General features: G+C 69.0%; 19 protein-coding genes. 15 read left to right on the top strand and 4 right to left on the bottom strand.

Annotated features, from left to right (window positions below; translation table 11 throughout):
• Positions 1-129: 129 nt before the first annotated feature.
• From infB to truB, 8 genes are all read left to right on the top strand, one after another.
• Positions 130-3003, top strand: a complete 2874-nt coding sequence (infB, locus tag JOE30_RS15905) for a translation initiation factor IF-2 (RefSeq protein WP_204867791.1) — start codon at positions 130-132, stop codon at positions 3001-3003.
• A 94-nt stretch (positions 3004-3097) separates the two neighbouring features.
• On the top strand, positions 3098-3388 hold the full coding sequence (locus JOE30_RS15900; RefSeq protein ID WP_027505078.1) for a DUF503 domain-containing protein: 291 nt from the start codon (positions 3098-3100) through the stop codon (positions 3386-3388).
• 19 nt (positions 3389-3407) lie between these two features.
• Positions 3408-3857 carry a 30S ribosome-binding factor RbfA gene (gene rbfA, locus JOE30_RS15895; protein WP_027505079.1) on the top strand — a complete coding sequence of 150 codons (450 nt, stop codon included), beginning with the start codon at positions 3408-3410 and terminating at the stop codon, positions 3855-3857.
• Positions 3858-3864: 7 nt separating this feature from the next.
• On the top strand, positions 3865-4830 hold the full coding sequence (locus JOE30_RS15890) for a bifunctional oligoribonuclease/PAP phosphatase NrnA (RefSeq protein WP_307806198.1): 966 nt from the start codon (positions 3865-3867) through the stop codon (positions 4828-4830).
• Positions 4827-6197 carry an MATE family efflux transporter gene (locus JOE30_RS15885; RefSeq protein WP_307806197.1) on the top strand — a complete coding sequence of 457 codons (1371 nt, stop codon included), beginning with the start codon at positions 4827-4829 and terminating at the stop codon, positions 6195-6197. Before JOE30_RS15890 ends, JOE30_RS15885 begins: the two co-directional genes overlap by 4 nt.
• Positions 6198-6199: 2 nt before the next feature.
• On the top strand, positions 6200-7159 hold the full coding sequence (locus tag JOE30_RS15880; protein WP_204867789.1) for a metallophosphoesterase: 960 nt from the start codon (positions 6200-6202) through the stop codon (positions 7157-7159).
• 20 nt (positions 7160-7179) lie between these two features.
• Positions 7180-7854 carry a 4'-phosphopantetheinyl transferase gene (locus tag JOE30_RS15875; protein ID WP_204870449.1) on the top strand — a complete coding sequence of 225 codons (675 nt, stop codon included), beginning with the start codon at positions 7180-7182 and terminating at the stop codon, positions 7852-7854.
• A 47-nt stretch (positions 7855-7901) separates the two neighbouring features.
• The gene (gene truB / locus JOE30_RS15870) at positions 7902-8819 is read left to right on the top strand and encodes a tRNA pseudouridine(55) synthase TruB (protein ID WP_204867787.1); all 918 of its coding nucleotides are present in this window, start codon (positions 7902-7904) and stop codon (positions 8817-8819) included.
• Positions 8820-8840: 21 nt separating this feature from the next.
• On the opposite strand, the gene JOE30_RS15865 is transcribed toward truB, so the two are convergent.
• Positions 8841-9509, bottom strand: coding sequence for a metal-dependent transcriptional regulator (locus JOE30_RS15865; RefSeq protein ID WP_027505084.1), 669 nt, complete (start codon positions 9507-9509; stop codon positions 8841-8843).
• Between the two features lie 66 nt (positions 9510-9575).
• Between JOE30_RS15865 and JOE30_RS15860 the strand changes: the two genes are divergently transcribed.
• The 4 genes from JOE30_RS15860 to JOE30_RS15845 all read left to right on the top strand — a co-directional run bounded on the left by JOE30_RS15860 (position 9576) and on the right by JOE30_RS15845 (position 14963).
• Complete coding sequence (locus tag JOE30_RS15860) at positions 9576-10544, top strand: bifunctional riboflavin kinase/FAD synthetase (protein ID WP_204867785.1); 969 nt, start codon at positions 9576-9578, stop codon at positions 10542-10544.
• A 139-nt stretch (positions 10545-10683) separates the two neighbouring features.
• Positions 10684-10953, top strand: coding sequence for a 30S ribosomal protein S15 (gene rpsO / locus JOE30_RS15855; protein WP_027505086.1), 270 nt, complete (start codon positions 10684-10686; stop codon positions 10951-10953).
• Between the two features lie 361 nt (positions 10954-11314).
• Positions 11315-13597, top strand: a complete 2283-nt coding sequence (locus JOE30_RS15850) for a polyribonucleotide nucleotidyltransferase (RefSeq protein ID WP_204867783.1) — start codon at positions 11315-11317, stop codon at positions 13595-13597.
• A 61-nt stretch (positions 13598-13658) separates the two neighbouring features.
• On the top strand, positions 13659-14963 hold the full coding sequence (locus tag JOE30_RS15845; RefSeq protein ID WP_204867781.1) for a pitrilysin family protein: 1305 nt from the start codon (positions 13659-13661) through the stop codon (positions 14961-14963).
• A 6-nt stretch (positions 14964-14969) separates the two neighbouring features.
• On the opposite strand, the gene JOE30_RS15840 is transcribed toward JOE30_RS15845, so the two are convergent.
• The 3 genes from JOE30_RS15840 to JOE30_RS15830 form a co-directional block, all read right to left on the bottom strand.
• Complete coding sequence (locus tag JOE30_RS15840; RefSeq protein WP_204867779.1) at positions 14970-16052, bottom strand: fused (3R)-hydroxyacyl-ACP dehydratase subunits HadA/HadB; 1083 nt, start codon at positions 16050-16052, stop codon at positions 14970-14972.
• Positions 16053-16172: 120 nt separating this feature from the next.
• The gene (locus JOE30_RS15835) at positions 16173-17342 is read right to left on the bottom strand and encodes an FAD-dependent oxidoreductase (RefSeq protein WP_307806196.1); all 1170 of its coding nucleotides are present in this window, start codon (positions 17340-17342) and stop codon (positions 16173-16175) included.
• Complete coding sequence (locus JOE30_RS15830) at positions 17339-17668, bottom strand: bifunctional 3-phenylpropionate/cinnamic acid dioxygenase ferredoxin subunit (RefSeq protein ID WP_204867777.1); 330 nt, start codon at positions 17666-17668, stop codon at positions 17339-17341. Before JOE30_RS15830 ends, JOE30_RS15835 begins: the two co-directional genes overlap by 4 nt.
• A gap of 212 nt (positions 17669-17880) precedes the next feature.
• Here JOE30_RS15830 and JOE30_RS15825 point away from each other — a divergent pair, with 212 nt between their 5' ends.
• The 3 genes from JOE30_RS15825 to JOE30_RS15815 are packed head-to-tail and all read left to right on the top strand — an operon-like array spanning position 17881 to position 22648.
• Positions 17881-20355 carry an FAD-dependent oxidoreductase gene (locus tag JOE30_RS15825; protein WP_204867775.1) on the top strand — a complete coding sequence of 825 codons (2475 nt, stop codon included), beginning with the start codon at positions 17881-17883 and terminating at the stop codon, positions 20353-20355.
• The gene (gene solA, locus JOE30_RS15820; RefSeq protein ID WP_204867773.1) at positions 20352-21494 is read left to right on the top strand and encodes an N-methyl-L-tryptophan oxidase; all 1143 of its coding nucleotides are present in this window, start codon (positions 20352-20354) and stop codon (positions 21492-21494) included. The genes JOE30_RS15825 and solA overlap by 4 nt, the downstream gene beginning before the upstream one ends.
• Complete coding sequence (locus JOE30_RS15815; protein ID WP_204867770.1) at positions 21491-22648, top strand: aromatic ring-hydroxylating dioxygenase subunit alpha; 1158 nt, start codon at positions 21491-21493, stop codon at positions 22646-22648. Before solA ends, JOE30_RS15815 begins: the two co-directional genes overlap by 4 nt.
• Positions 22649-22650 lie beyond the last annotated feature (2 nt).

The following is a 22650-nucleotide window of genomic DNA, read 5'->3' as shown; positions in this document are numbered from 1 at the left end:
GAGGAGAACAGGTACACGAATTCATGAGCACACCGTGAAGCACCGACGATGAACATCGTTTCGAGATAACCCGAGGTCGTGCGGGCGCCTGCCATAGGAGCCGCGCTCGACCTCTCAGTGAGGAGAGCAGTGGCAGGCAAGGCCCGCGTGCACGAGTTGGCTAAAGAACTCGGTGTCACCAGCAAGGATCTACTCGCTCGGCTGAAAGAGCAGGGCGAGTTCGTGAAGTCGGCGTCGTCGACCGTGGAAGCACCGGTCGCGCGACGTCTCCGTGAGTCGTACCCGTCCGCGTCCGGCGACGCGGCACCGTCGACCGGCACCCGTCCGTCCGGAAACGGCGCAGGCCCGAAGCCGGGCGGCCCCCGGCCCGGTCCGAAGCCGGCTCCGGCCGCCCCCGAGGCACCGGCCGCAGCAGCACCCGAGGCGCCCGCCGCGCAGGCTCCGGCACCGTCGGCTCCCGCCGCTCCGACACCCGCAGCACCGGCCGCTCCCGCAGCACCGGCCGCTCCCGCGGCCCCGGCTGCTCCGGCGGCACCCGCCCCCGAGGCACCGGCAGCGTCGGCGCCCGCCGCGTCGGCTCCGAGCCGTCCCGCTGCTCCCGGCCCCAAGCCGGGACCGAAGGCACCGCGCGTCGGCAACAATCCCTACTCGTCCGCACCTGTCGAGCGCCCCGCGCCGCGTCCCGCTCCGGGACAGGCCGGTCCTCGACCCGGCGCACCGCGTCCGGCTCCGGGCCAGGGTGGACCTCGTCCGGCCGGCGGCGCACCCGCTCAGGGCGGAGCAGGTCGTCCCCCCGCAGGTCAGGGTGGACCGCGTCCCGGTGGGCCGCGACCCAATCCCGGCTCCATGCCTCCTCGCCCGAACCCCGGTGCCATGCCGAGTCGTTCGGCTCGTCCCGCTCCCGCAGCGGGTGGCCGTCCGGGTCGTCCCGGCGGCGCACCGGGCGGTCGTCCCGGCGGTGCCGGTGGCGGCGGCTACCGCGGTGGCGGCGGCGGAGCTCCCGGAGCTCCCGGTGCCGGCGCACCTGCCGGTGGCGGCTTCCGTGGTCGTCCCGGTGGCGGTGGCCGTCCCGGCCAGCGCGGTGCCGCGGCAGGCGCGTTCGGTCGTCCCGGCGGCGCGGTCCGTCGTGGCCGCAAGTCGAAGCGGGCGAAGCGCGCCGAGTACGAGTCGATGCAGGCCCCCGCAGTCGGTGGCGTGCGGTTGCCCCGTGGCAACGGTGAGACCATCCGTCTCGCCCGCGGCGCGTCGCTCTCGGACTTCGCGGACAAGATCGATGCCAATCCCGCTGCTCTGGTCCAGGCGTTGTTCAACCTCGGCGAGATGGTGACGGCGACTCAGTCGGTCAACGACGAGACGCTCGAACTGCTCGGCGGCGAGATGAACTACGTCGTCCAGGTCGTGAGCCCGGAGGACGAGGACCGCGAACTGCTGAACTCGTTCGACCTCACCTACGGCGAGGACGAGGGCGGTGAGGACGAGCTCGAGCAGCGTCCCCCCGTGGTCACCGTCATGGGTCACGTCGACCACGGCAAGACGCGACTGCTGGACTCGATCCGTAACGCCACCGTGCGTGAGGGCGAGGCCGGTGGCATCACGCAGCACATCGGTGCCTACCAGGTCCTCACGGAGCTCGAGGGCAACGAGCGTCTGGTCACCTTCATCGACACCCCCGGTCACGAGGCCTTCACGGCCATGCGTGCCCGTGGTGCGAAGGCCACCGACCTCGCGATCCTCGTGGTCGCGGCCGACGACGGCGTCATGCCGCAGACGGTCGAGGCGATCAACCACGCCCAGGCAGCAGACGTGCCGATCGTGGTCGCGGTCAACAAGATCGACAAGGAAGGCGCGAACCCGGACAAGATCCGGCAGCAGCTGACCGAGTACGGCCTCATCGCCGAGGAGTACGGCGGCGACACGATGTTCGTCGACATCTCGGCCAAGCAGGGCACCAACATCGATGCCCTTCTCGAGGCAGTGCTGTTGACAGCCGACGCGGCGCTCGATCTGCGCGCCAACCCGGACATGGACGCACAGGGTGTCGCCATCGAGGCGCATCTCGACCGTGGTCGCGGACCGGTGGCCACCGTGCTCATCGCTCGCGGAACCCTGCGTGTCGGTGACTCGATCGTCGCCGGCGATGCTTACGGCCGCGTCCGTCGCATGGTCGACGAGCACGGCGAGGACGTCATCGAGGCGCTCCCGTCGCGTCCCGTCCAGGTCATCGGCTTCACGTCGGTGCCGGGTGCCGGTGACAACCTGCTCGTCGTCGACGAGGACCGCATCGCCCGTCAGATCGCGGACCGCCGCAACGCTCGCAAGCGCAACGCGCTGGCAGCGAAGTCGCGCAAGCGGATCAGCCTCGACGATCTGGATGCCGCACTGAAGGAGACGTCGCAGCTCAACTTGATCCTGAAGGGCGACAACTCCGGCACCGTGGAGGCCTTGGAAGAGGCACTCGTCGGTATCCAGATCGACGACGAGGTCGAACTCCGCGTCATCGACCGTGGTGTCGGTGGTGTCACCGAGACCAACGTCAACCTGGCATCGGCGTCCAACGCGATCATCATCGGCTTCAACGTCCGTGCCGAGGGCAAGGCGACGGAGCTGGCGAACCGCGAGGGCGTGGACATCCGGTACTACTCGGTGATCTACCAGGCGATCGACGAGATCGAGAAGGCCCTCAAGGGTCTGCTCAAGCCGGTCTACGAAGAGGTCACGCTGGGCCAGGCCGAGATCCGCGCGCTGTTCCGTTCCTCGAAGGTCGGAAACATCGCCGGTTGCCTCGTCACCTCGGGTCTGGTGCGCCGCAACGCGAAGGCTCGACTGCTGCGTGACAACAACGTGGTCGCCGAGCTCGTCACCATCTCGTCGCTCCGGCGCGAGAAGGAGGACGCCACCGAGGTCCGCGAGGGCTACGAGTGTGGTCTGACGGTGACGTATTCCGACATCAAGGTCGGAGACGTGGTGGAGGCGTACGAGCTTCGGGAGAAGCCGCGCGACTGATCGACGAGAACGTACGAGTGTGGCCCGCGGTATGTCCGCGGGCCACACCCGTTCGTCGAAGACGGTGTCCGACCCTGCTATCGATGAGGTGCTCGTGTTTCTCGGTGCTCTCGAACTCGACATCCTGCTCGGCGACGTACATTCGCTGAAGGAGAAACGTTCGGTGATCAAGCCCGTCGTCGCTGCCCTGCAGCGCTTCGGTGTGTCGGCCGCCGAGACCGGGGAACAGGAGCGTTACCGTCGTTCGATGGTGGGTGTCGCCATCGCCACCGGGGACGTCGCCCACCTGCACGAGGTACTCGACTCGTGCGAGCGACACGTGGCCGAGAGGCCGGAACTACAACTACTCGCAGTTCGGCGCCGAGTGTTCGGGCCCGAGGACTGATGGACGAAGGAGACGCATCGTGGTGGACCAAGCCCGCGCTCGTAAACTGGCCAAGCGCATCGGTGCGATCGTCGCGACGGCCATCGATCACGAGATCAAGGACCCCCGGCTGTCGTTCGTGACGGTCACCGACACCAAGGTGACCCCGGACCTGCACGACGCCACCGTCTACTACACCGTGCGCGGCGAGACGCTCGACGCCGAGCCCGATTTCCAGGCTGCCGCGCTGGGTCTGGAGAAGGCCAAGGGCGCTCTGCGCACCAAGGTCGGTGCCGGTACCGGCGTGCGCTTCACCCCGACGCTGACCTTCCGTGCGGACACGGTGCCCGACACCGCGCGCCACATGGAGGAACTGCTCGAGCGTGCCCGCCAGATCGACGACAAGGTGGCTCAGGCCGCTGCGGGAGCGCAGCCCGCCGGTGATCCGGATCCGTACAAGGTGCCTCGAAGCGACACCGACGAGCTCTGAGACCCCGGTGACCGACACGCTGCGCGCAGACCTGCAGAAGGCCGTCCGTCTTCTCGAGGACGCCCGGACAGTGACTCTGCTGTGCCACGTGCAACCCGATGCCGACACCATCGGCAGCGCGCTCGCCCTGGCCATCGCGCTCTCGCGTCGCGGCGCGCGGCCGACGGTGTCGTTCGCGGCGCCCGCCTCGTTGCCCGAGTCGATGATCGGTCTGCCGGGAGCAGAGTTCCTGGTGCCGCCCGCCGAGGTCCCGGCGGACGCGGATCTGGTGGTCACCGTGGACGCGGGCAGCCGAGGCAGGCTCGGCTCACTGGGTGACCGGTTGGACGGCGCCGTGTCCCTGGTCGTCGACCATCACCGGTCCAACACCTTCTACGGCACACATCACGTGATCGACGCGAGTGCGGAGTCCACCACCGCGGTGGTCGCCGTGCTGTTCGACGAGTGGGGCGTCGAGATCGATCGGGACCTCGCGCACTGTCTGTTCGCCGGCCTCGTGACCGACACCGGGTCGTTCCGGTGGGTGCGGCCGGGCTCCCACGTGCTGGCCGAGCGACTTCTCGCGACCGGGATCGACGGCGCGGCCATCTCGCGTCGCCTGCTCGACACCCACCCCTTCGCCTGGCTGCCGATGCTGGGCGCCGTCCTGGGCTCGGCGCGCCTGGTGCCGGACGCGGCCGGATCCCGTGGGCTCGTCTACGCGATCGTGCGACTCGAGGACTCTCGCGGACTGCGTCCCGAGGAGATCGAGAGCGTCGTGGACATCGTGCGCACCACCGCAGAGGCCGAGGTGGCCGCGGTCTTCAAGCAGAACGAGGCGGGCTGGGCCGTGTCGTTGCGCGCGAAGAGCAGCGTCGACGTCTCCGTCGTGGCGTCCGCACTGGGTGGTGGCGGCCACAAGTTCTCCGCCGGCTACACCGCGACGGGCCCGATCGAGGACGACGTCGACGCCCTGGTCGCCGCGCTCGGGTGACCGATCGCTCCGCCGTGGACGGGCGGGTGTCCGCGCGCACCCTGTTCGGCCTCGCGTTCCCCGCACTCGGCGTCCTCGTTGCCGAGCCGCTCTACCTGCTCTTCGATTCCGCCGTGGTGGGTCGACTCGGCGCCCTCCCGCTCGCGGGTCTGGCCGTCGGTGGCCTCGTTCTCGCCCAGGTCGGTACGCAGCTGACGTTCCTCTCGTACGGGACGACCGCGCGCGCGGCCAGGCTGCACGGTGCGGGCCGGGACGACGACGCCCGCAACGAGGGCGTCCAGGCCACGTGGCTCGCAGTGGTGCTCGGCCTCCTGCTGATCCTGGTGGTCCAGCTCTTCGCGAACCCGATCCTGTCGGTGCTGGGCGGCGGGGGAGACATCACCGCCGAGGCCACCACGTGGCTCCGGGTCGGTGTGCTCGGAACCCCGTTGATCCTCGTCACGCTCGCCGGGAACGGGTGGATGCGCGGTGTGCAGGACACCGTGCGGCCGTTGCGGTACGTGGTGGCGGGGCTCGCGCTGTCGGCCGTGCTGTGTCCCGTACTCGTGCACGGTCTGATCGGCGTTCCGGCCCTCGGCCTCGTCGGATCCGCCGTGGCCAATGTCATCGGCCAGGCCGTCGCAGCGGCGCTGTTCGTCTCCGCCCTGATGCGCGGGCCGCGGACCCGCTCGCTCCGGCCGGATCTCGCGATCATCCGCCGCCAGCTCGTCCTCGGCCGGGACCTCGTGCTCCGCTCGTTCGCCTTCCAGGCCTGTTTCCTGTCCGCGGTGACCGTGGCGTCCCGCTTCGGTGCCGGTGCGGTCGGTGCCCATCAGGTGGTTCTGCAGTTGTGGAATCTCGTCGCGTTGATGCTGGACTCGTTGGCCATCGCCGCGCAGTCCCTGGTCGGCGCCGCGTTGGGAGCGGGGCGTGGCCGCGCCGCGTCGATGCTCGCCTCGCGGGTGACCGCGTGGTCCGTCGGTTTCGCCGTGGTACTCGCAGGACTGTTCGCCGCGACCCACGGCGTGATTCCGCCGCTCTTCACGTCCGACTCGTCGACCCTGACGAGCATCGACAGCATCTGGTGGTTGTTCGTCACGCTGATCCCCGTCGCCGGCATCGTGTTCGCCCTCGACGGTGTGCTGCTCGGGGCCGGTGACGCCGCCTTCCTGCGGAACGCGACTCTCGCGAGCGCCGTCGTCGGATTTCTGCCGCTGATCTGGCTCGCGGCGATTCTCGACTGGGGGTTGCCGGGAATCTGGGTGGGCCTGATGGTGTTCGTCAGCCTGAGAGCGGTCTCCGTGGTCTGGCGGACCGCGTCGGGCGCCTGGATCAGAACGGGGACCGATACCGTCGGGAGCCGAACATCAACCGCAGAAGGGTCGTGAGTGTGCCAGCCAAGTTGTGGGCCGTCAGCGACATCCACGTCGGTCACAAGGGCAACCGGCCCGTCACCGAGGCCATCGAACCGGAGAGCCCCGAGGACTGGCTGATCGTCGCCGGAGACGTGTCGGAGAAGACGGACGACATCCGCTGGGCGCTCGCCGAGCTGAAGTCCAAGTTCGACACCGTGATCTGGGTGCCGGGAAACCACGAGCTGTGGACCACGGTCAAGGACCCGGTGCAGATGCACGGTGAGGCCCGCTACGACTACCTGGTCACGATGTGCCGGGAACTGGGTGTGCTGACGCCCGAGGACCCGTTCCCGGTGTGGGAGGGGGAGGTCGGGCAGGCCGGGGGCGGGTCGGGACATGTGGGCCCTGTCACGCTGGTGCCGATGTTCGTGTTGTACGACTACTCGTTCCTGCCCGCAGGCACCACGAACAAGCTCGACGGTCTGGCGCTGGCGCGCAGCCGCAACGTGGTGGCCACCGACGAGTTCCTCATCACCCCGACGCCGTACGCCTCCCTGGACGCGTGGTGCGCGGCGCGGTTGGCGATCACCGAGAAGCGGTTGGCCGAGGTGGACACGTCCATCCCGACGGTGCTCATCAATCACTGGCCGCTGGTGCGGCAGCCCACCGAGGTGCTGTTCTATCCCGAGTTCGCCCTCTGGTGCGGAACCACGGCGACGAAGGACTGGCACACCCGCTACAACGCCCTGTGTGCGGTCTACGGCCACCTGCACATCCCCCGCACGACGTACTACGACGGCGTCCGGTTCGAGGAGGTGTCGGTGGGCTACCCGCGCGAGTGGAAGCGCCGCGGACTCCCGGATCAGGTGCTGCGACAAATTCTTCCGGTCCCCGAGTACCCGCCGGGATCGTTGAACAAGTTCGGCGGCCACTTCACGGTCACGCCGGAGATGGAAGCGGAAGTGGAGAAGATGCGAGCGGAGAAGCGACTGTGACGACGGCACGAGAGACCTCCCTGCTCGGCGGGCTGCTCGCGCGCGGCGTCGTCGCCGAGGAGCTGTTCGAGGATCCGCCCGGTCTCACCCCGCACCCGCGCGAGGCCCACCTCGTGGAGAAAGCCGTCGACAAGCGCAAGCGCGAGTTCACATCGGCGCGGCACTGCGCCCGGCTCGCGATGGGCCGGCTCGGACTCGAGCCCGGTCCGATCCTGCGCGGCGAGATGGGATCGCCGGTGTGGCCGGGCGGCGTGGTCGGCTCGCTCACACACTGCGACGGCTATCGCGCCGCCGCCGTGGGTTACGCGTTGCAGGTCCGCTCGGTGGGCATCGACGCGGAACCGCACGAACCGCTGCCGGACGGCGTGCTGAAGGCCGTGAGCATCGACGCCGAGCGCGAGGTCCTGGCCACCCGCACCGACGACGAGGTGCAGTGGGACAAGCTGCTGTTCTGCGCGAAGGAGGCGACGTACAAGGCCTGGTACCCGCTGACCGGGCGGTGGCTCGGATTCGAGGACGCGCACATCACCTTCGAGCGCGATGCCGACTCGGCGGGACGCTCGACCGTCACCGGTACCTTCCGCTCCCGGCTGCTGGTTCCCGGCGACACCACCAGCGGCGCACCGCTCACCTCCTTCGACGGACGCTGGGCGGTCTCCGACGGCCTCGTCGTCACTGCGATCACCGTCTTCTGACGGCCGGCCTCCGGCCTTCCCGCGATCTTCTGACAGACTTCTCCCTCGTGCCAGCTCACCCCAAACCCCCCACAGGACTCGACGGCGCCGGCCTTCTGGTGGTGGACAAGAGTGGCGGAGTCACCAGCCACGACGTCGTCTCCGCGTGTCGCAAGGCCTTGAAGACCCGCCGCATCGGACACGCCGGCACGCTCGATCCCATGGCGACGGGAGTGCTGGTGCTCGGTGTCGAGCGGGCGACCAAGATGCTGGGTCTGCTGTCGCTGACCACCAAGGAGTACACCGCGACCGTCCGCCTCGGAGCCGCCACCACCACCGACGACGCCGAGGGCGACACGGTGTCGACGGCGGACGCGAGTGCGGTGACGGACTCCGGGATCGACGAGGCCGTCGCCGCGCTGACCGGGAAGATCAGTCAGGTCCCGTCGAGTGTCAGCGCCATCAAGGTGGACGGCAAGCGAGCCCACGCTCTCGTTCGGGAGGGCGAGGACGTCGTGCTCGAACCGCGGACGGTCACCGTCTCCCGCTTCGACGTCCTGCAGCGTCGCCGGGGGAGCGACGTGATCGATCTGGACGTCCACGTCGAGTGCACGTCGGGGACCTACGTGCGGGCGCTCGCGCGCGACCTGGGTGCGGCCCTGGGCGTCGGCGGCCACCTGACAGCGTTGCGGCGCACCCGGGTCGGACCGTTCACGTTGGAGCACGCCCGCACTCTCGACGAGGTGCGGGACGACCCGCACGTGAGCCTCGACATCGACGCCGCCGCCCGCACGGCGTTCCCGCACCGGACGGTCACGTCGGACGAGGCCGAATCGCTGAGCCAGGGACGCTGGCTCGACCCGATCGGGATGTCCGGCATCTACGCGGCACTGGACGAGGACGGCCACACCATCGCCCTGGTGCAGGAACGCGGCAAGCGGGCGAGCACCGTGATGGTCGTGCGGCCGGCCACGCTGCGCCCCTGAGCTCGTCGGAGTGGTTCGGCGTCAGTCCGTCGTCATCCAGATCGCCTCGGCCGCAACATGGCCCAGGTCGAGGACCGTGTCGGCCACCTGCACGGCCACGGTCCCGGCGAAGTCGCGGCGCTCGACCATCGTGATCGACAGGTCGAGGGTGATGCCGATGGAATCGAAGTACCGCAACATGTCCGGATCCGAGTCGGAGATGCGGGTGACGTGGCCCTTCTGGCCCGCGACGAAATCGCTGAGCGGTACCGCCGGCGGCGCGGGAATGGTGCCGTCGATGGTGGGGATGGGATCACCGTGCGGGTCGCGGGACGGCCGACCGAGCTTGGCGTCGATGCGCTCGACGAGCAGGTCCGACACCGCGTGTTCGAGCACCTCGGCCTCGTCGTGCACCTCGTCCCAGCCGTAGCCCATCTCCTCGACCAGCCAGGTCTCGATGAGCCGATGCCTGCGGACCATGCCGATGGCGGCGCGTCGCCCGGCCTCGGTGAGCGTGATGGACCCGTACCGCGCGTGGTCGACGAGGCCCTGATCAGCGAGTTTGCGTACCGCCTCGGAGACCGTGGACGGCGAGACGCACATCCGGGACGCGAGCATCTTGGTGCTCACCGGCTCGTCGGAGTACTCGCTCGCGGTCCAGATGACCTTGAGGTAGTCCTGCGCGACGGTGGAGAGGGCAGGGGCTGGCACGCCGACAGCTTAGCCGTCGGTGCGCCGGACGTGACCGGTCGATCGCCGGGCCGTAGGCTCCTGGTCGTGGAGAGATGGCGAGGTCTCGACGATGTCCCGGCCGACTGGGGCAGATGTGTTCTGACGATCGGCGTGTTCGACGGCGTTCACCGCGGCCACGCCCAATTGATCGACCGCGCTGTCACATCGGCGGCGGCGCGCGGAGTGCCCAGCGTGCTCATGACCTTCGATCCGCACCCGATGGAAGTGGTCCGTCCGGGTAGTCATCCGGCCCAGTTGACCACCCTCACCCGGCGTGCCGAACTGGCCGAGGAGCTCGGCATCGACGTCTTCTGTGTGATGCCGTTCACGCACGAGTTCATGAAGCTCACCCCGGATCGCTACATCCACGACATCCTCGTCGAGCGTCTGCACGCTGCCGAGGTGGTGGTGGGGGAGAACTTCACGTTCGGCAAGAAGGCTGCGGGCAACGTCGACCTGCTCCGCTCGGCCGGTACGCGGTTCGGCTTCGCGGTCGATGGTGTCACCCTGCTCGCGGAGGAGTCGGTCACGTTCTCCTCCACCTACATTCGCGCGTGCGTGGACGCAGGTGACGTCGCGGCTGCCGCCGACGCACTCGGTCGGCCCCACCGAGTCGAGGGCGTGGTGGTGCACGGCGACGGCCGTGGCCGCACCATCGGCTACCCCACGGCCAACGTCAAGCCGCCCATGCACGCCGCCATCCCGGCGGACGGGGTGTACGCGTCGTGGTTCACGGTGCTCGGGCCCGGACCGATCATGGGTACCGTGACTCCCGGAAAGCGTTGTCGCGCAGCGGTGTCGGTGGGGACCAATCCCACGTTCTCGGGACGCACACGCACGGTGGAGGCGTTCGTCCTGGACGGCGACGCCGATCTCTACGGTCAGCACGTCGCGGTGGACTTCGTCGAGCGTCTGCGCGGCATGGAGGCCTTCGCCTCGGTGGACGAGCTGATCGCGCAGATGGATCTCGACGTCGACCGTGCCCGCGACGTCCTCGCCGCCCTGGATGCCTGAATCCGAGGTGTCGTTCGGGCCTCGTCCACTGAGGTAGGATGGACGACTGTTGTTCGCTGCGGTCCGCGGCGGCTGCAACACCGCGCCCTCGGGTGCGGCACCATCCACGCGCGGACGGCACTGCATCAGGAGTTTCACTGTGGCATTGACCACCGAACAGAAGAAGCAGATCCTCGGCGAGTACGGCGTCCACGAGACGGACACCGGATCGCCGGAAGCCCAGGTGGCGATGCTCACCAAGCGCATCCAGGATCTCACCGAGCACCTCAAGGTGCACAAGCACGATCACCACTCGCGTCGCGGCCTGCTGCTGCTCGTGGGTCGTCGTCGTCGTCTGCTCAAGTACGTGCAGAAGGTCGACGTCGCGCGATACCGCTCGCTCATCGAGCGTCTGGGACTGCGTCGATAATTTCCGTCATGGTTCACGCGATCGCGCCGGCGAGGCAGCCCACGGCTGTTCCTCGTCGGCCGCTCGTCGTGGACCGGTAGTGTCACAGCAGTACTCCCCAACCGGGAGTGCACAGCACCACAGGTAGGCCGCCGACTCGGCGGTGAGCACCATCAGCCGTTCGTCCCCGACACATGTCGCGGTGTCGGTCTTCGGTAGTGGTCTCTCGGTTTCCGGACGCGCAGAGCGCGTCCCGGCCCGGGGGACTTCGATCGTGGGCCGCCTCCGCTCGCACGTCGACTCGGGGACGCCGCACCGAACCACCGGGTTCGAGTGCGCGCCCGGGTGGGCACGGCGAAGACGAGAGGACGAGAAGACTTCCATGTCAGAGACCACCACGAACACCGCAGCGGCCACCGAGGTCGACGAGGGCGTGTTCGAGACCACCGCCGTCATCGACAACGGGTCGTACGGCACCCGCACCATCCGCTTCGAGACCGGCCGGCTGGCCAAGCAGTCCGCCGGCGCCGTCGTCGCGTACCTGGACGACGAGACCATGCTGCTCTCGGCCACCAGCGCCTCGAAGCATCCCAAGGACCACTTCGACTTCTTCCCGCTCACGGTGGACGTCGAGGAGCGGATGTACGCCGCCGGCCGCATCCCCGGGTCGTTCTTCCGTCGTGAGGGACGCCCCAGCACCGACGCCATCCTGACCTGTCGCCTGATCGACCGGCCGCTGCGTCCGACGTTCGTCGACGGACTGCGCAACGAGATCCAGGTCGTCATCACCGTGATGAGCCTCGATCCCAAGGACCTGTACGACGTCGTGGCCATCAACGCCGCGTCGGCATCCACCCAGCTCGCGGGCCTGCCGTTCTCCGGCCCCATCGGCGGCGTCCGTGTCGCACTGATCGACAAGCAGTGGGTCGCGTTCCCCACCAACGAGCAGCTCGAGAAGGCCGTGTTCAACATGGTCGTCGCCGGCCGCGTCGTCTCGGGCACCGGTGCGGACGCCGACGTCGCGATCATGATGGTCGAGGCCGAGGCGACCGAGAAGGTCATCGCCCTCATCGAGGACGGCGCGCAGGCGCCCACCGAGGCCATCGTGGCCGAGGGCCTCGAAGCAGCGAAGCCGTTCATCGCATCGCTGTGCGAGGCGCAGAAGCAGCTCGCCTCGGCGGCCGCCAAGCCCACCGGCGACTTCCCGCTCTTCCCCGCGTACCAGTCCGACGTGTTCGAGGCTGTCGAGGGTGCGGCGCAGATCCCGCTCAACGAGGCGCTCACCATCGCCGGCAAGACCGAGCGTGAGAGCAAGCTCGACGAGGTCAAGAACCAGATCCTCACCAGCGTGGGCGACCGGTTCGAGGGTCGCGAGAAGGAGATCGGCGCAGCGTTCCGCTCGCTGACCAAGAAGCTCGTGCGTCAGCGCATCCTGCGCGACCAGTTCCGCATCGACGGCCGCGGCATCACGGACATCCGTGAGCTCTCCGCCGAGGTCGCCGTCATCCCCCGCGCCCACGGCAGCGCGTTGTTCGAGCGCGGCGAGACCCAGATCCTGGGCGTCACCACCCTCGACATGGTCAAGATGGCCCAGCAGATCGACTCGCTCGGACCCGAGACCAGCAAGCGCTACATGCACCACTACAACTTCCCGCCGTACTCCACCGGCGAGACCGGACGCGTCGGGTCGCCGAAGCGCCGCGAGATCGGCCACGGCGCCCTGGCGGAGCGTGCCTTGCTCCCCGTGCTCCCCAGCCAGGAGGAGTTCCCCTACGCCATCCGTCAGGTCTCGGAGGCGCTGAGCTCGAACGGCTCCACGTCGATGGGCTCGGTCTGCGCGTCGACGCTGGGCATGCTCAACGCCGGTGTGCCGCTGAAGGCGCCGGTCGCCGGCATCGCCATGGGTCTGGTCTCCGACCAGGTCGACGGTGAGACCCGCTACGTCGCCCTCACCGACATCCTCGGTGCGGAGGACGCGTTCGGCGACATGGACTTCAAGGTCGCCGGCACCCGTGAGTTCGTCACCGCCCTGCAGCTGGACACGAAGCTCGACGGCATCCCGTCGCAGGTTCTGGCCGGTGCGCTGTCGCAGGCCAAGGACGCGCGCGTCACGATCCTCGACGTCATGGCCGAGGCCATCGACGCTCCGGACGAGATGAGCCCGTACGCACCGCGCGTCACCGCGATCAAGGTCCCCGTGGACAAGATCGGCGAGGTCATCGGGCCCAAGGGCAAGATGATCAACTCGATCACCGAGCAGACCGGCGCCAACATCTCGATCGAGGATGACGGCACCGTCTACGTCGGTGCCGCGGACGGCCCGTCCGCGCAGGCCGCGATCGACATGATCAACGCCATCGCGAACCCGCAGCTGCCCAAGGTCGGCGAGCGGTTCCTCGGAACCGTCGTCAAGACCACGGCGTTTGGCGCGTTCGTCTCGCTGCTCCCCGGTCGTGACGGCCTGGTGCACATCTCCAAGCTGGGCAGTGGCAAGCGCATCAACAAGGTCGAGGACGTCGTCAGCGTCGGATCGAAGCTCCGCGTGGAGATCGCCGACATCGACAACCGCGGCAAGATCAGCCTCGTCCCGGTCGAGGACGACGCGGCAACCGCCGCGCCGGCCGACGATCAGGTCGCCACCTCCGACGAGGTCAGCGCTGAGTAAGAAGTACACGAACGCGGCGGCGCGGTCTGCGGAGCTCTCGGGCTCCCGGCCGCGCCGCCGTGTGCGTACACCCGAACCGTCCGGCGTCCGTCGCACGGTGTTGCCGGGCGGCGTCCGCGTCGTCACGGAGTACGTTCCCGGCGTGCGGTCCGCCTCGGTCGGCGTCTGGGTCGCCGTCGGTTCGCGCGACGAGGGCCGCACCGTCGCCGGTGCCGCGCACTTCCTGGAACACCTGCTGTTCAAGGCCACGCCCACTCGTACGGCTCTGGACATCGCGCAGGTGATGGACGGAGTCGGCGGCGAGCTGAACGCGTTCACGTCCAAGGAGCACACATGCTTCTACGCGCACGTGCTCGACGAGGACCTGCACCTCGGACTCGACCTGGTGGCGGACGTGGTGCTCCGCGGTCGCTGCCGCGCCGAGGATGTCGACGTCGAACGACAGGTGGTGCTCGAGGAGATCTCGATGCGCGACGACGACCCCGAGGATCTGCTCGGTGACGCCTTCCTCACCGCGCTGTTCGGTGACCACCCCATCGGTCGTCCCGTCATCGGATCGGTGGAGTCCATCGAGTCCATGACGCGAAATCAGCTGCACTCGTTCCACACTCGCCGATACACCCCGCCGCGCATGGTGGTGGCGGTCGCCGGCAACGTCGACCACGACGACGTGGTGGCGGGTGTCCGTCGCAGTTTCGCCGACCGGATCACCGGTGCCGCCGAACCGGCACCGCGGCGCGGGGGAGCGGGCCGCATCACCGCGCGCCCGGCCCTGAGCCTGACGACTCGGGACAGCGAACAGGCGCACCTCTGCCTGGGGGTGCGGGCGTTCGGACGCCACGAGGGTCATCGGTGGGCGTTGTCGGTTCTGAACACCGCCATCGGTGGTGGGCTCAGTTCCCGTCTCTTCCAGGAGATCAGGGAGGAGCGCGGTCTCGCGTACTCGGTGTACTCGTCGGTGGACACGTTCTCCGACACGGGTGCGTTCTCGGTGTACGCCGGATGCCAGCCCGAGAATCTCGGCGAGGTCACCTCGGTGATCCGCGACGTGCTCGCGTCCGTGGCCACCGACGGCATCACGGACGCGGAGTGCGCTCGCGCGAAGGGATCCATGCGCGGGGGACTGGTTCTCGGACTGGAGGATTCCGGATCGAGGATGAACCGGATCGGTCGCAGCGAGCTCAACTACGGCGACCACAGGTCGGTGGAGGAGACGCTCGCGCGCATCGACCAGGTGACTAACGACGAGGTACGCGACGTCGCCCGCACCCTGCTGGCGCGGCCCATGGCGGCCGCCGTGGTCGGGCCGTTCGCGACGGTGTCGAAGCTCCCGGCCTCAGTACGCGGAGCCGTGGCCGGGAGCTGAGGCGTCTCAGGCCAGGTGAACGGTGGCCATGGCCTTGTGGCCGAGGATGCGCTTGCCCTTGTAGCGGGCGTCGATCGAGACCACGGCAGTCCGGGTCGCCTCGTCCTTCGATTTCACCGTGCCGTCGATGACGATCTCCGACTTGGTCACCGGGTCCACCATGACGGGGCTGGTGAAGCGCACGGTGCAGTCCTTCAGGGCACCCGGATCACCGAGCCACTCGGACACGAAACCGGTGCCGAGGCCCATGGTGAGCATGCCGTGCGCGACGACGGTGTCGAGTTCGAGCAGCGACGCGAAGTGGTCGCTCCAGTGCACGGGGTTGTTGTCACCGACCACGCCCGCGTAGTTCACGAGATCGCCGCGGGAGAGCAGCACCGTCCTGGTGGGCAGCGCGTCGCCGACCGCCACGTCCTCGAAGCGCCGACGGGCATGGCCGGTGTGCGGGACGACGACGGGCGGGGCGTAGACCGTCTCGAGGTCGTCGCCGCCGGGATTGACGTCGGCCACCTCGTCGGACGTGGAGAGGGTGAACATGCCGTTCATGACCATGCCGCGCGCGACGTCCGCGATGCTGTCGTCGCCGTCGTCGGCGCGCCCGATGAGCAGTGTGGTGTACGTGATCTGCGCCAGCTCGTTGCGCTGGTTGGTGATGACGGTCTTGGTCACCAACATGTCGCGGCCGACGACCGTGCGGAAGGAGTCGAGCGAGACGTCGCACGTGAGCCGGTCGCCCGCCAGGATCGGCGCGAAGTACTCGGCGTGCTGGTCGGTCTGCAGCATCCGGCTGAGGTCGTACCCGGTGGCGATGCGCTCGAGCAGCTTCTGCTGGGCGATGATGCCGACCAGCGAGAAGAACGTGGGCGGCGCCATCAGCGCCGGATAGCCGACCTCGAGTGCGCCCTCCTCGGTCCAGTGGACCGGATGGAAGTCACGGACGGCCTTCGCGTACTCCCGCACCTTCTCGCGGCCGACCTCGTAGTAGTCGTCGGCGCGGTAGTGGTAGCCCACCATGTCCAGCGCGTGCTGCGCCGGGTCGAACGTGGTGTCGCTCGCGACGGCGTCGGTGGCCAGGATCTCGGCGGTCATGACGGCAACCTATCCCCGGCGACGAGCGCTGTGCAGTGCCGACGGAGTTCTCCGGGCTGATCACAGAAAAGCGACTGCGAGATTGTTATACGCACCCAATGCTGATCGGCATCCGGAGAATCAGGCTCCGAGGCTCTTCCTCATCCTGGTGAACGATCGGGCGTTGTTCATCGCCAGGACTGCGACGATGTCGTCCGCGCGCTCGTACACGGCGACGAACGAGCCGGCCTCCGGGTCGCCCTCGATCACGCGCACCGAGTCGGTCGACTGACGACGGCCGGCGAATTGGATGCGAGAGCCGTACTGGTCCGACCAGAAGTACGGAACACCGGACGGGGCGGGCTGCGCCCCCACGATCGACCGCGCCACTCGCCGAGCCTGGGTGACCGCGTGTGACCAGTGTTCGCTGCGATGGTGGTCCTGCAGCACCTCGTCGAACGCGCGAGCGCAGTCCCCGATCGCGTAGACGCCCGGCACGGTGGTGCGGCACTGCTCATCGGTGACGAAGCCACCGTCGATGGCGAGGCCGGACGCTGCCGCCCACTCCGTGTTGGGGATCGACCCGATCCCGATCACCACGACGTCTGCGGGCAGCACCGTCCCGTCCCCGAGCAGGACGGAGGTGACGGCACCGTTGCGGCCCTCGAGAGAGTCGACGGCCGCGCCGAGCAGGAGAGTCACGCCGTTCGCGCGATGCAGATCGACGCAGACCTCCGCCATCGTCAGGCCGAGCGGGCCGGACAGGGGAGCGGTGGACGCCTCGACGATGGTGACGGAGATGCCGAGACCGGCGGCCGTGGACGCCACCTCGGCTCCGATGAATCCCGCGCCGATCACCACCATGGTGGTCGCTGTGGCCAGCGACGAGCGCAGTGCGGCGGCGTCGTCCAACGTGCGCAGCGTGTGGACGCCGCGGAGGCCGTCGGCGCCCAGCAGGGTCCGTGCACGCGCGCCGGTCGCGATGACGACGACGTCGGCACTCACCTCCCGCCCGTCCGCGAGCTCCACGCTCCGGCCGGTCATGCCGACCGCCGGGGTCCCGAGCACCCAGTCGACGTCGAGCGCATCGGGTTCGGGAACGAGCCACGGGTCGGGGGCGGATCCCTGCAGGAAGGCCTTGGAGAGGGGCGGGCGATCGTACGGCAGGTGGGGCTCGTCGCCGACGACGGTGACGCGGCCCGTGAACCCGTCCTCGCGGAGAGCGGTCGCGACGGTCGAGCCCGCGAGCGACGCCCCGACGACCAGGACGGAGTCCACCGTCTCCCGGTCCGACCCGTCGGGGGCCGTCACGAGCCGGGGAGGTCGAGCACGACCGCGCCGTCGACGACGTGCACCGCATACGTCCGAACCGGAGTCTTCGCCGGTGTGCCGGAGGGGGCACCGGTCCGCAGATCGAAGCACGACTCGTGGAGCGGGCACTCGACCGCGCAGTTCTCCACCCATCCGTCGGCGAGGGAGGCGTCCTGGTGGGTGCACGTGTCGTCGATCGCGAAGAGTCCCTCCTCGGTGTGGAAGACGGAGATCGCGGTGTGACCCGGCGGGGTGACGGTGGCGACCTCGCCGAGGGGAAGGGCCGATGCGGAGCAGACGGCGACGCGATGAACGGTATCCGGCATGATGTCTCCCGCAAGTGTGACGGTGTTGCGTCGATCGCAACGATGATCGATCTGCGCAACAGGATGCACCAGGATGATCCACGACGTCAATTGCTGCGACGGTGTGTCGAACCACAGCGTGCCGGGTTGACAGCCCGGCCCGGGACGTCGAGTCTGTGTTGCGTAAACCACCCATCGTTGCGCTGATCGCAACAGGTCCCAGGGGGACGCTCGTGACACCTCGTATCGTCGTCATCGGCGCCGGAATCGTCGGGACCTCCCTGGCGGACGAACTGACCGCCCGCGGGTGGTCGGACGTCACCGTGCTCGACCAGGGCCCGCTGTTCTCCACCGGCGGATCCACCTCGCACGCCCCCGGCCTGGTGTTCCAGACCAATCCCTCGCGCTCCATGGCCCGCTTCGCGGCGTACACGGCCGACAAGTTCCGCGCACTCACGCACGACGACGGGCCGTGCTTCGACACGCTCGGCGGCCTCGAGATCGCGACGACCGAGGCTCGGTGGACGGATCTGCAACGCAAGGCCGGGTGGGCGCGCTCCTGGGGTATCGAGGGACGGCTCGTCGACGCCGCGGCCGCGGCTGCGCTGCACCCGCTCGTGGATCCGGACGTCGTGCTCGGCGCGTTCCACACTCCGAGCGACGGTCTCGCCCGTGCGGTGCGGGCCGCCGAGATGCAGGCGCGCGCGGCGCAGGCGCGCGGGGCGGTGTTCCGGGGGGACAGTCCGGTGACCGAGATCCTCCACGCGAGTGGACGTGTGACGGGGGTGCGGACCCCGCACGGCGACGTGCCGGCGGACATCGTCGTCTCGGCCGCGGGCTTCTGGGGTGCCGAGCTCGGGCGCACCGTGGGGCTGACCGTTCCCCTGGTCCCGATGGCGCACCAGTACGCCTACACCGGACAGATCGAGGCGCTGGTCGGCCGGAACACCGGAGCGTCGGACGCGAGTCTGCCGATCCTTCGTCATCAGGACGGCGACCTCTACTACCGGGAGCACGGGGATCGTCTCGGCATCGGCTACTACGGCCACGACCCGATGCCCGCGGACATGGGCGCGCTGTCGTGGGACGCGGACGGAGACGCGTCGTCCGTGGCGCCCCCACCGATGCCGTCGATGCTGCCGTTCACCGAGGACGATTTCGCGCCGGCCTGGCGTGAGTCCGCGAGAGTGCTCCCGGCGCTGCGGGACTCGAAGGTCGAATCCGGATTCAACGGCATCTTCTCCTTCACCCCCGACGGTCACTCGATCGTCGGGGAGCACCGGGATCTCGCCGGCTTCTGGGTGGCCGAAGCCGTGTGGGTGACGCACTCCGCCGGTATCGCGCGCGCCCTCGCCCAGACTCTGATCGACGGCGCCTCGGAGATCGACCTCCACGAGTCCGATCTGTACCGCTTCGAATCGGTCGAGCGCAGTCCCGCCTTCATCGCCGCGACCAGCGCGCAGGCGTTCGTGGAGGTGTACGACATCGTGCACCCCCGCCAGCAGCGCACGGCACTGCGAGGACTGCGGCGCAGCCCGTTCCACGCCGCGGAGGTCGCGCTGGACGCCAGCTTCGTCCAGGGCGGAGGCTGGGAACGCCCTGCCTGGTACGAGAGCAACGCGGGCGAACTCGCAGCACTCCTCGAGGCCGGGTTCCACCTTCCGGTCCGCGACGAGTGGTCCGCGCGTCACTTCTCCGACATCGCCGTGGCCGAGGCCGCGGTGACGCGGAGCCGGGTCGCGATGTACGACATGACACCGCTCACCCGGTACGACGTGGAGGGACCCGGTGCAGCCCACTTCCTGCAGCACCTCACCACCAACGACGTGGACACCGCGATCGGCCGTGTCACCTACACACTGATGCTCGACGAGAGAGGCGGGATCCGCAGCGACCTCACGGTCGCGCGACTCGGCGCCGATCACTATCGCGTCGGAGCGAACGGTCCACTCGACCTCGATGCGATGCTGCGCCGCGCCAGGGCGGGAACGCCCGACGGTTCGGTGACGGTGCGGGACCTCACCGGAGCGACGTGCTGTGTCGGAGTGTGGGGTCCCCGTGCCCGCGCGATGGTGGCACCGCTGGCCGACGCGGACCTGGGACACAAGGCCTTCGGCTACTTCCGCGCCGTGCGGACGTACCTCGGTGCGATCCCGGTGATCATGATGCGGGTGTCGTACGTCGGTGAACTCGGGTGGGAGATCTACACCGACGCCGAGTACGGCGGCGCTCTGTGGGACCTGTTGTGGGAGGCCGGGTCCGACCACGGGGTGATCGCTGCCGGCCGGCTCGCGTTCGACAGCCTGCGACTCGAGAAGGGGTACCGCGCCTGGGGGCACGACATGACCTCCGAGGACACCCCGGCCGACGCGGGCGTCGAGTTCGCCGTCAAGGACACGACGGACTTCGTCGGTCGCTCTGCTCTGGCCGCTCGGCCCGCGACGCGGCGGCTGCGGACCCTCGTGTTCGACGACCCGGACGCGGTGGTGCTCGGGAAGGAGCCCGTCTCGCTCGACGGCACGGTCGTCGGGTACGTCACGAGTGCGGGATGGTCGGCAACGCTCGGGCGGTGTGTCGCGTACGCCTGGCTTCCGCTGGACACTCCACTCGGCACCGCCGTGTCGGTGACCTACTTCACCGCCGCACTGGGTGCGACGGTGTCCGACGACGCGGTCGTCGATCCCGCCGGACAGCTGATCAGGAGATGAGCCACGTGAGCTACGACGTCATCGTCATCGGACTCGGCGGCATGGGCAGCGCCGCCGCCTTCCATCTCGCCGACCGCGGACAGCGGGTGCTGGGGCTCGAGAAGTTCACCCCCGCGCACGACAAGGGATCGAGCCACGGCGGATCGCGGATCATCCGGCAGTCCTACTTCGAGGACCCGGCCTACGTCCCGCTCCTCCTGCGGTCCTACGAACTGTGGGACGAACTGAGAAGCATGTCCGGTAAGGAGGTGCATCGGATCACCGGAGGACTGTTCCTCGGCCGCGAGAGCTCGGTGACGTTCTCGGGCTCGCTGCTGGCGTCACGGCAATGGTCGCTGCCGCACGAGATCCTGGACGCCGCGCAGGTGCGCGAGGCGTTCCCCACCTTCGATCCCGACCCCGACGAGATGGCGCTGTTCGAGGCCGCCGCCGGTTTCGCGAGGCCGGAACTCACCGTTCAGGCCCATCTCGACCTCGCTGAGAATCGCGGTGCGACACTGCAGTTCGGTGAGACGGTCCTCGGCTGGGAGGAGGCGGGGGACGGCGTCACCGTCACCACCGACAAGGGGACCTATGCGGCGGGCCAGGTGGTGATCTGCCCCGGTGCCTGGGCGCCGCAGTTGCTCGAGCAGTTCGCGGTACCGATCGTCGTCGAGCGCCAGGTACTGCACTGGTTCGGCGCGAGCGCCGGTACCGCCGCGTACGAGAACAACCCGATCTTCATCCACGAGGCCGCGGACGGTATGCAGGACTACGGTTTTCCGGCGATCGACGGTCCCGACGGCGGCGTCAAGGTGGCCTTCTTCCGCAAGGGCATCGAGTGCACGCCGGACACCATCGACCGCACGGTGCACCCGCACGAGATCGAGGCGATGCAGAGCCGGGTGCGGCAGACGGTGCCCGGCCTCGACGGGCCGAGCGTGCACTCCGCGACGTGCATGTACTCCAACACTCCGGACGAGCACTTCGTCATCGCGCGGCACCCCGACGCCACCAACGTCACCGTCGCGTGCGGATTCTCCGGCCACGGCTTCAAGTTCGTCCCCGTCGTCGGCGAGATCCTGGCCGACCTCGCGACCACCGGGACGACCGCGCACCCCATCACCCTCTTCGATCCCCGCCGATTGGTGACCGTATGACCAGCACCGCGCCCCGCACTCAGTCGTTGATCCCCACGCTCCCCGGATTCTGGTACACCAGCGCGGAGACGTTCCTGGCCGAGCAGGAGCACGTGTTCGAGACGATGTGGTTCTGCGCCGTCCGCAGTGCCGATCTCGCGGCACCCGGTGCCTTCCGCCGCGTCGACGTGGGCCGCGAGAGCGTGCTGGTGGTGCGCGGGCGTGACGGGGCTCTGCGCGCGTTCCTCAACGTGTGCCGTCACCGCGGCGCGCAGATCTGCACGGAGGAATCGGGCCAGGTCAAGCGTAATCTGCAGTGTCCCTACCACGCCTGGACGTACGGGCTGGACGGGAAGCTCGTGGCCGCTCCCAATCTGTCCGCGTTGTCGGACGGGTCCGGTGCCCCGCTCGACCGCACGGAGTGGGGTCTGATCCCCGTCGCGCTCCGGGAGTGGCTCGGCTACACGTGGCTGTGCCTGGCGGACGAGCCGCCGTCCTTCGAGGACGAGGTGATCGGCGCGGTCACCGAGCGGCTCGGCGACCCGACGGCCATCGACCGGTACGACATGCCGTCCCTCGAACTCGGTCGCCGCGAGGTCTACGACGTGGCGGCCAACTGGAAGCTGATCGTCGAGAACTTCATGGAGTGCTATCACTGCGCCACGATCCACCCGGAGCTGACCGAAGTCCTCCCCGAGTTCGCGGACGGGCTGGCGGCCCAGTACTTCGTCGGCCACGGTGCGGAGTTCGGCGCGGAGATCGACGGATTCACCGTGGACGGCTCCGTGGGGTTCGACGCCCTGCCGACGCTCTCGGAGGACCAGGACCGGCGGTACTACGCCATCACGGTCAAGCCGACCGTCTTCGTCAACCTGGTTCCCGACCACGTGATCCTGCACCGCATGTATCCGGTGTCCGCGGACCGCACCGTCGTCGAGTGCGACTGGCTGTACACGCGGGACGTCGTCGAGTCGGGCCGCGACGTCAGCCGATCGGTCGAGCTGTTCCATCGCGTCAACGTGCAGGATTTCGACGCATGTGAGCGAACCCAACCGGCGATGAGCTCACGGGCATACCGTGACGGTGGCGTTCTGGTCCCGGCCGAGCATCACATCGGGCTCTTCCACGACTGGCTGGTGGAACGCCTGCGGGAGGATGAGCGCCTGCAGGGGTGACC

The sequence above is a fragment of the Rhodococcus sp. PvP016 genome (genome assembly GCF_017832185.1).
Taxonomy (GTDB): Bacteria; Actinomycetota; Actinomycetes; order Mycobacteriales; family Mycobacteriaceae; genus Rhodococcoides.
This window is presented reverse-complemented; position numbering and strand designations above follow the sequence as displayed.

Excerpts from the sequence above, each read along its gene's own strand:
- JOE30_RS15850 (WP_204867783.1), top strand. The coding sequence starts at position 11,315 with ATGTCAGAGACCACCACGAACACCGCAGCGGCCACCGAGGTCGACGAG.
- JOE30_RS15840 (WP_204867779.1), bottom strand. The coding sequence starts at position 16,052 with ATGACCGCCGAGATCCTGGCCACCGACGCCGTCGCGAGCGACACCACG.
- JOE30_RS15830 (WP_204867777.1), bottom strand. The coding sequence starts at position 17,668 with ATGCCGGATACCGTTCATCGCGTCGCCGTCTGCTCCGCATCGGCCCTT.
- solA (WP_204867773.1), top strand. The coding sequence starts at position 20,352 with ATGAGCCACGTGAGCTACGACGTCATCGTCATCGGACTCGGCGGCATG.
- JOE30_RS15815 (WP_204867770.1), top strand. The coding sequence starts at position 21,491 with ATGACCAGCACCGCGCCCCGCACTCAGTCGTTGATCCCCACGCTCCCC.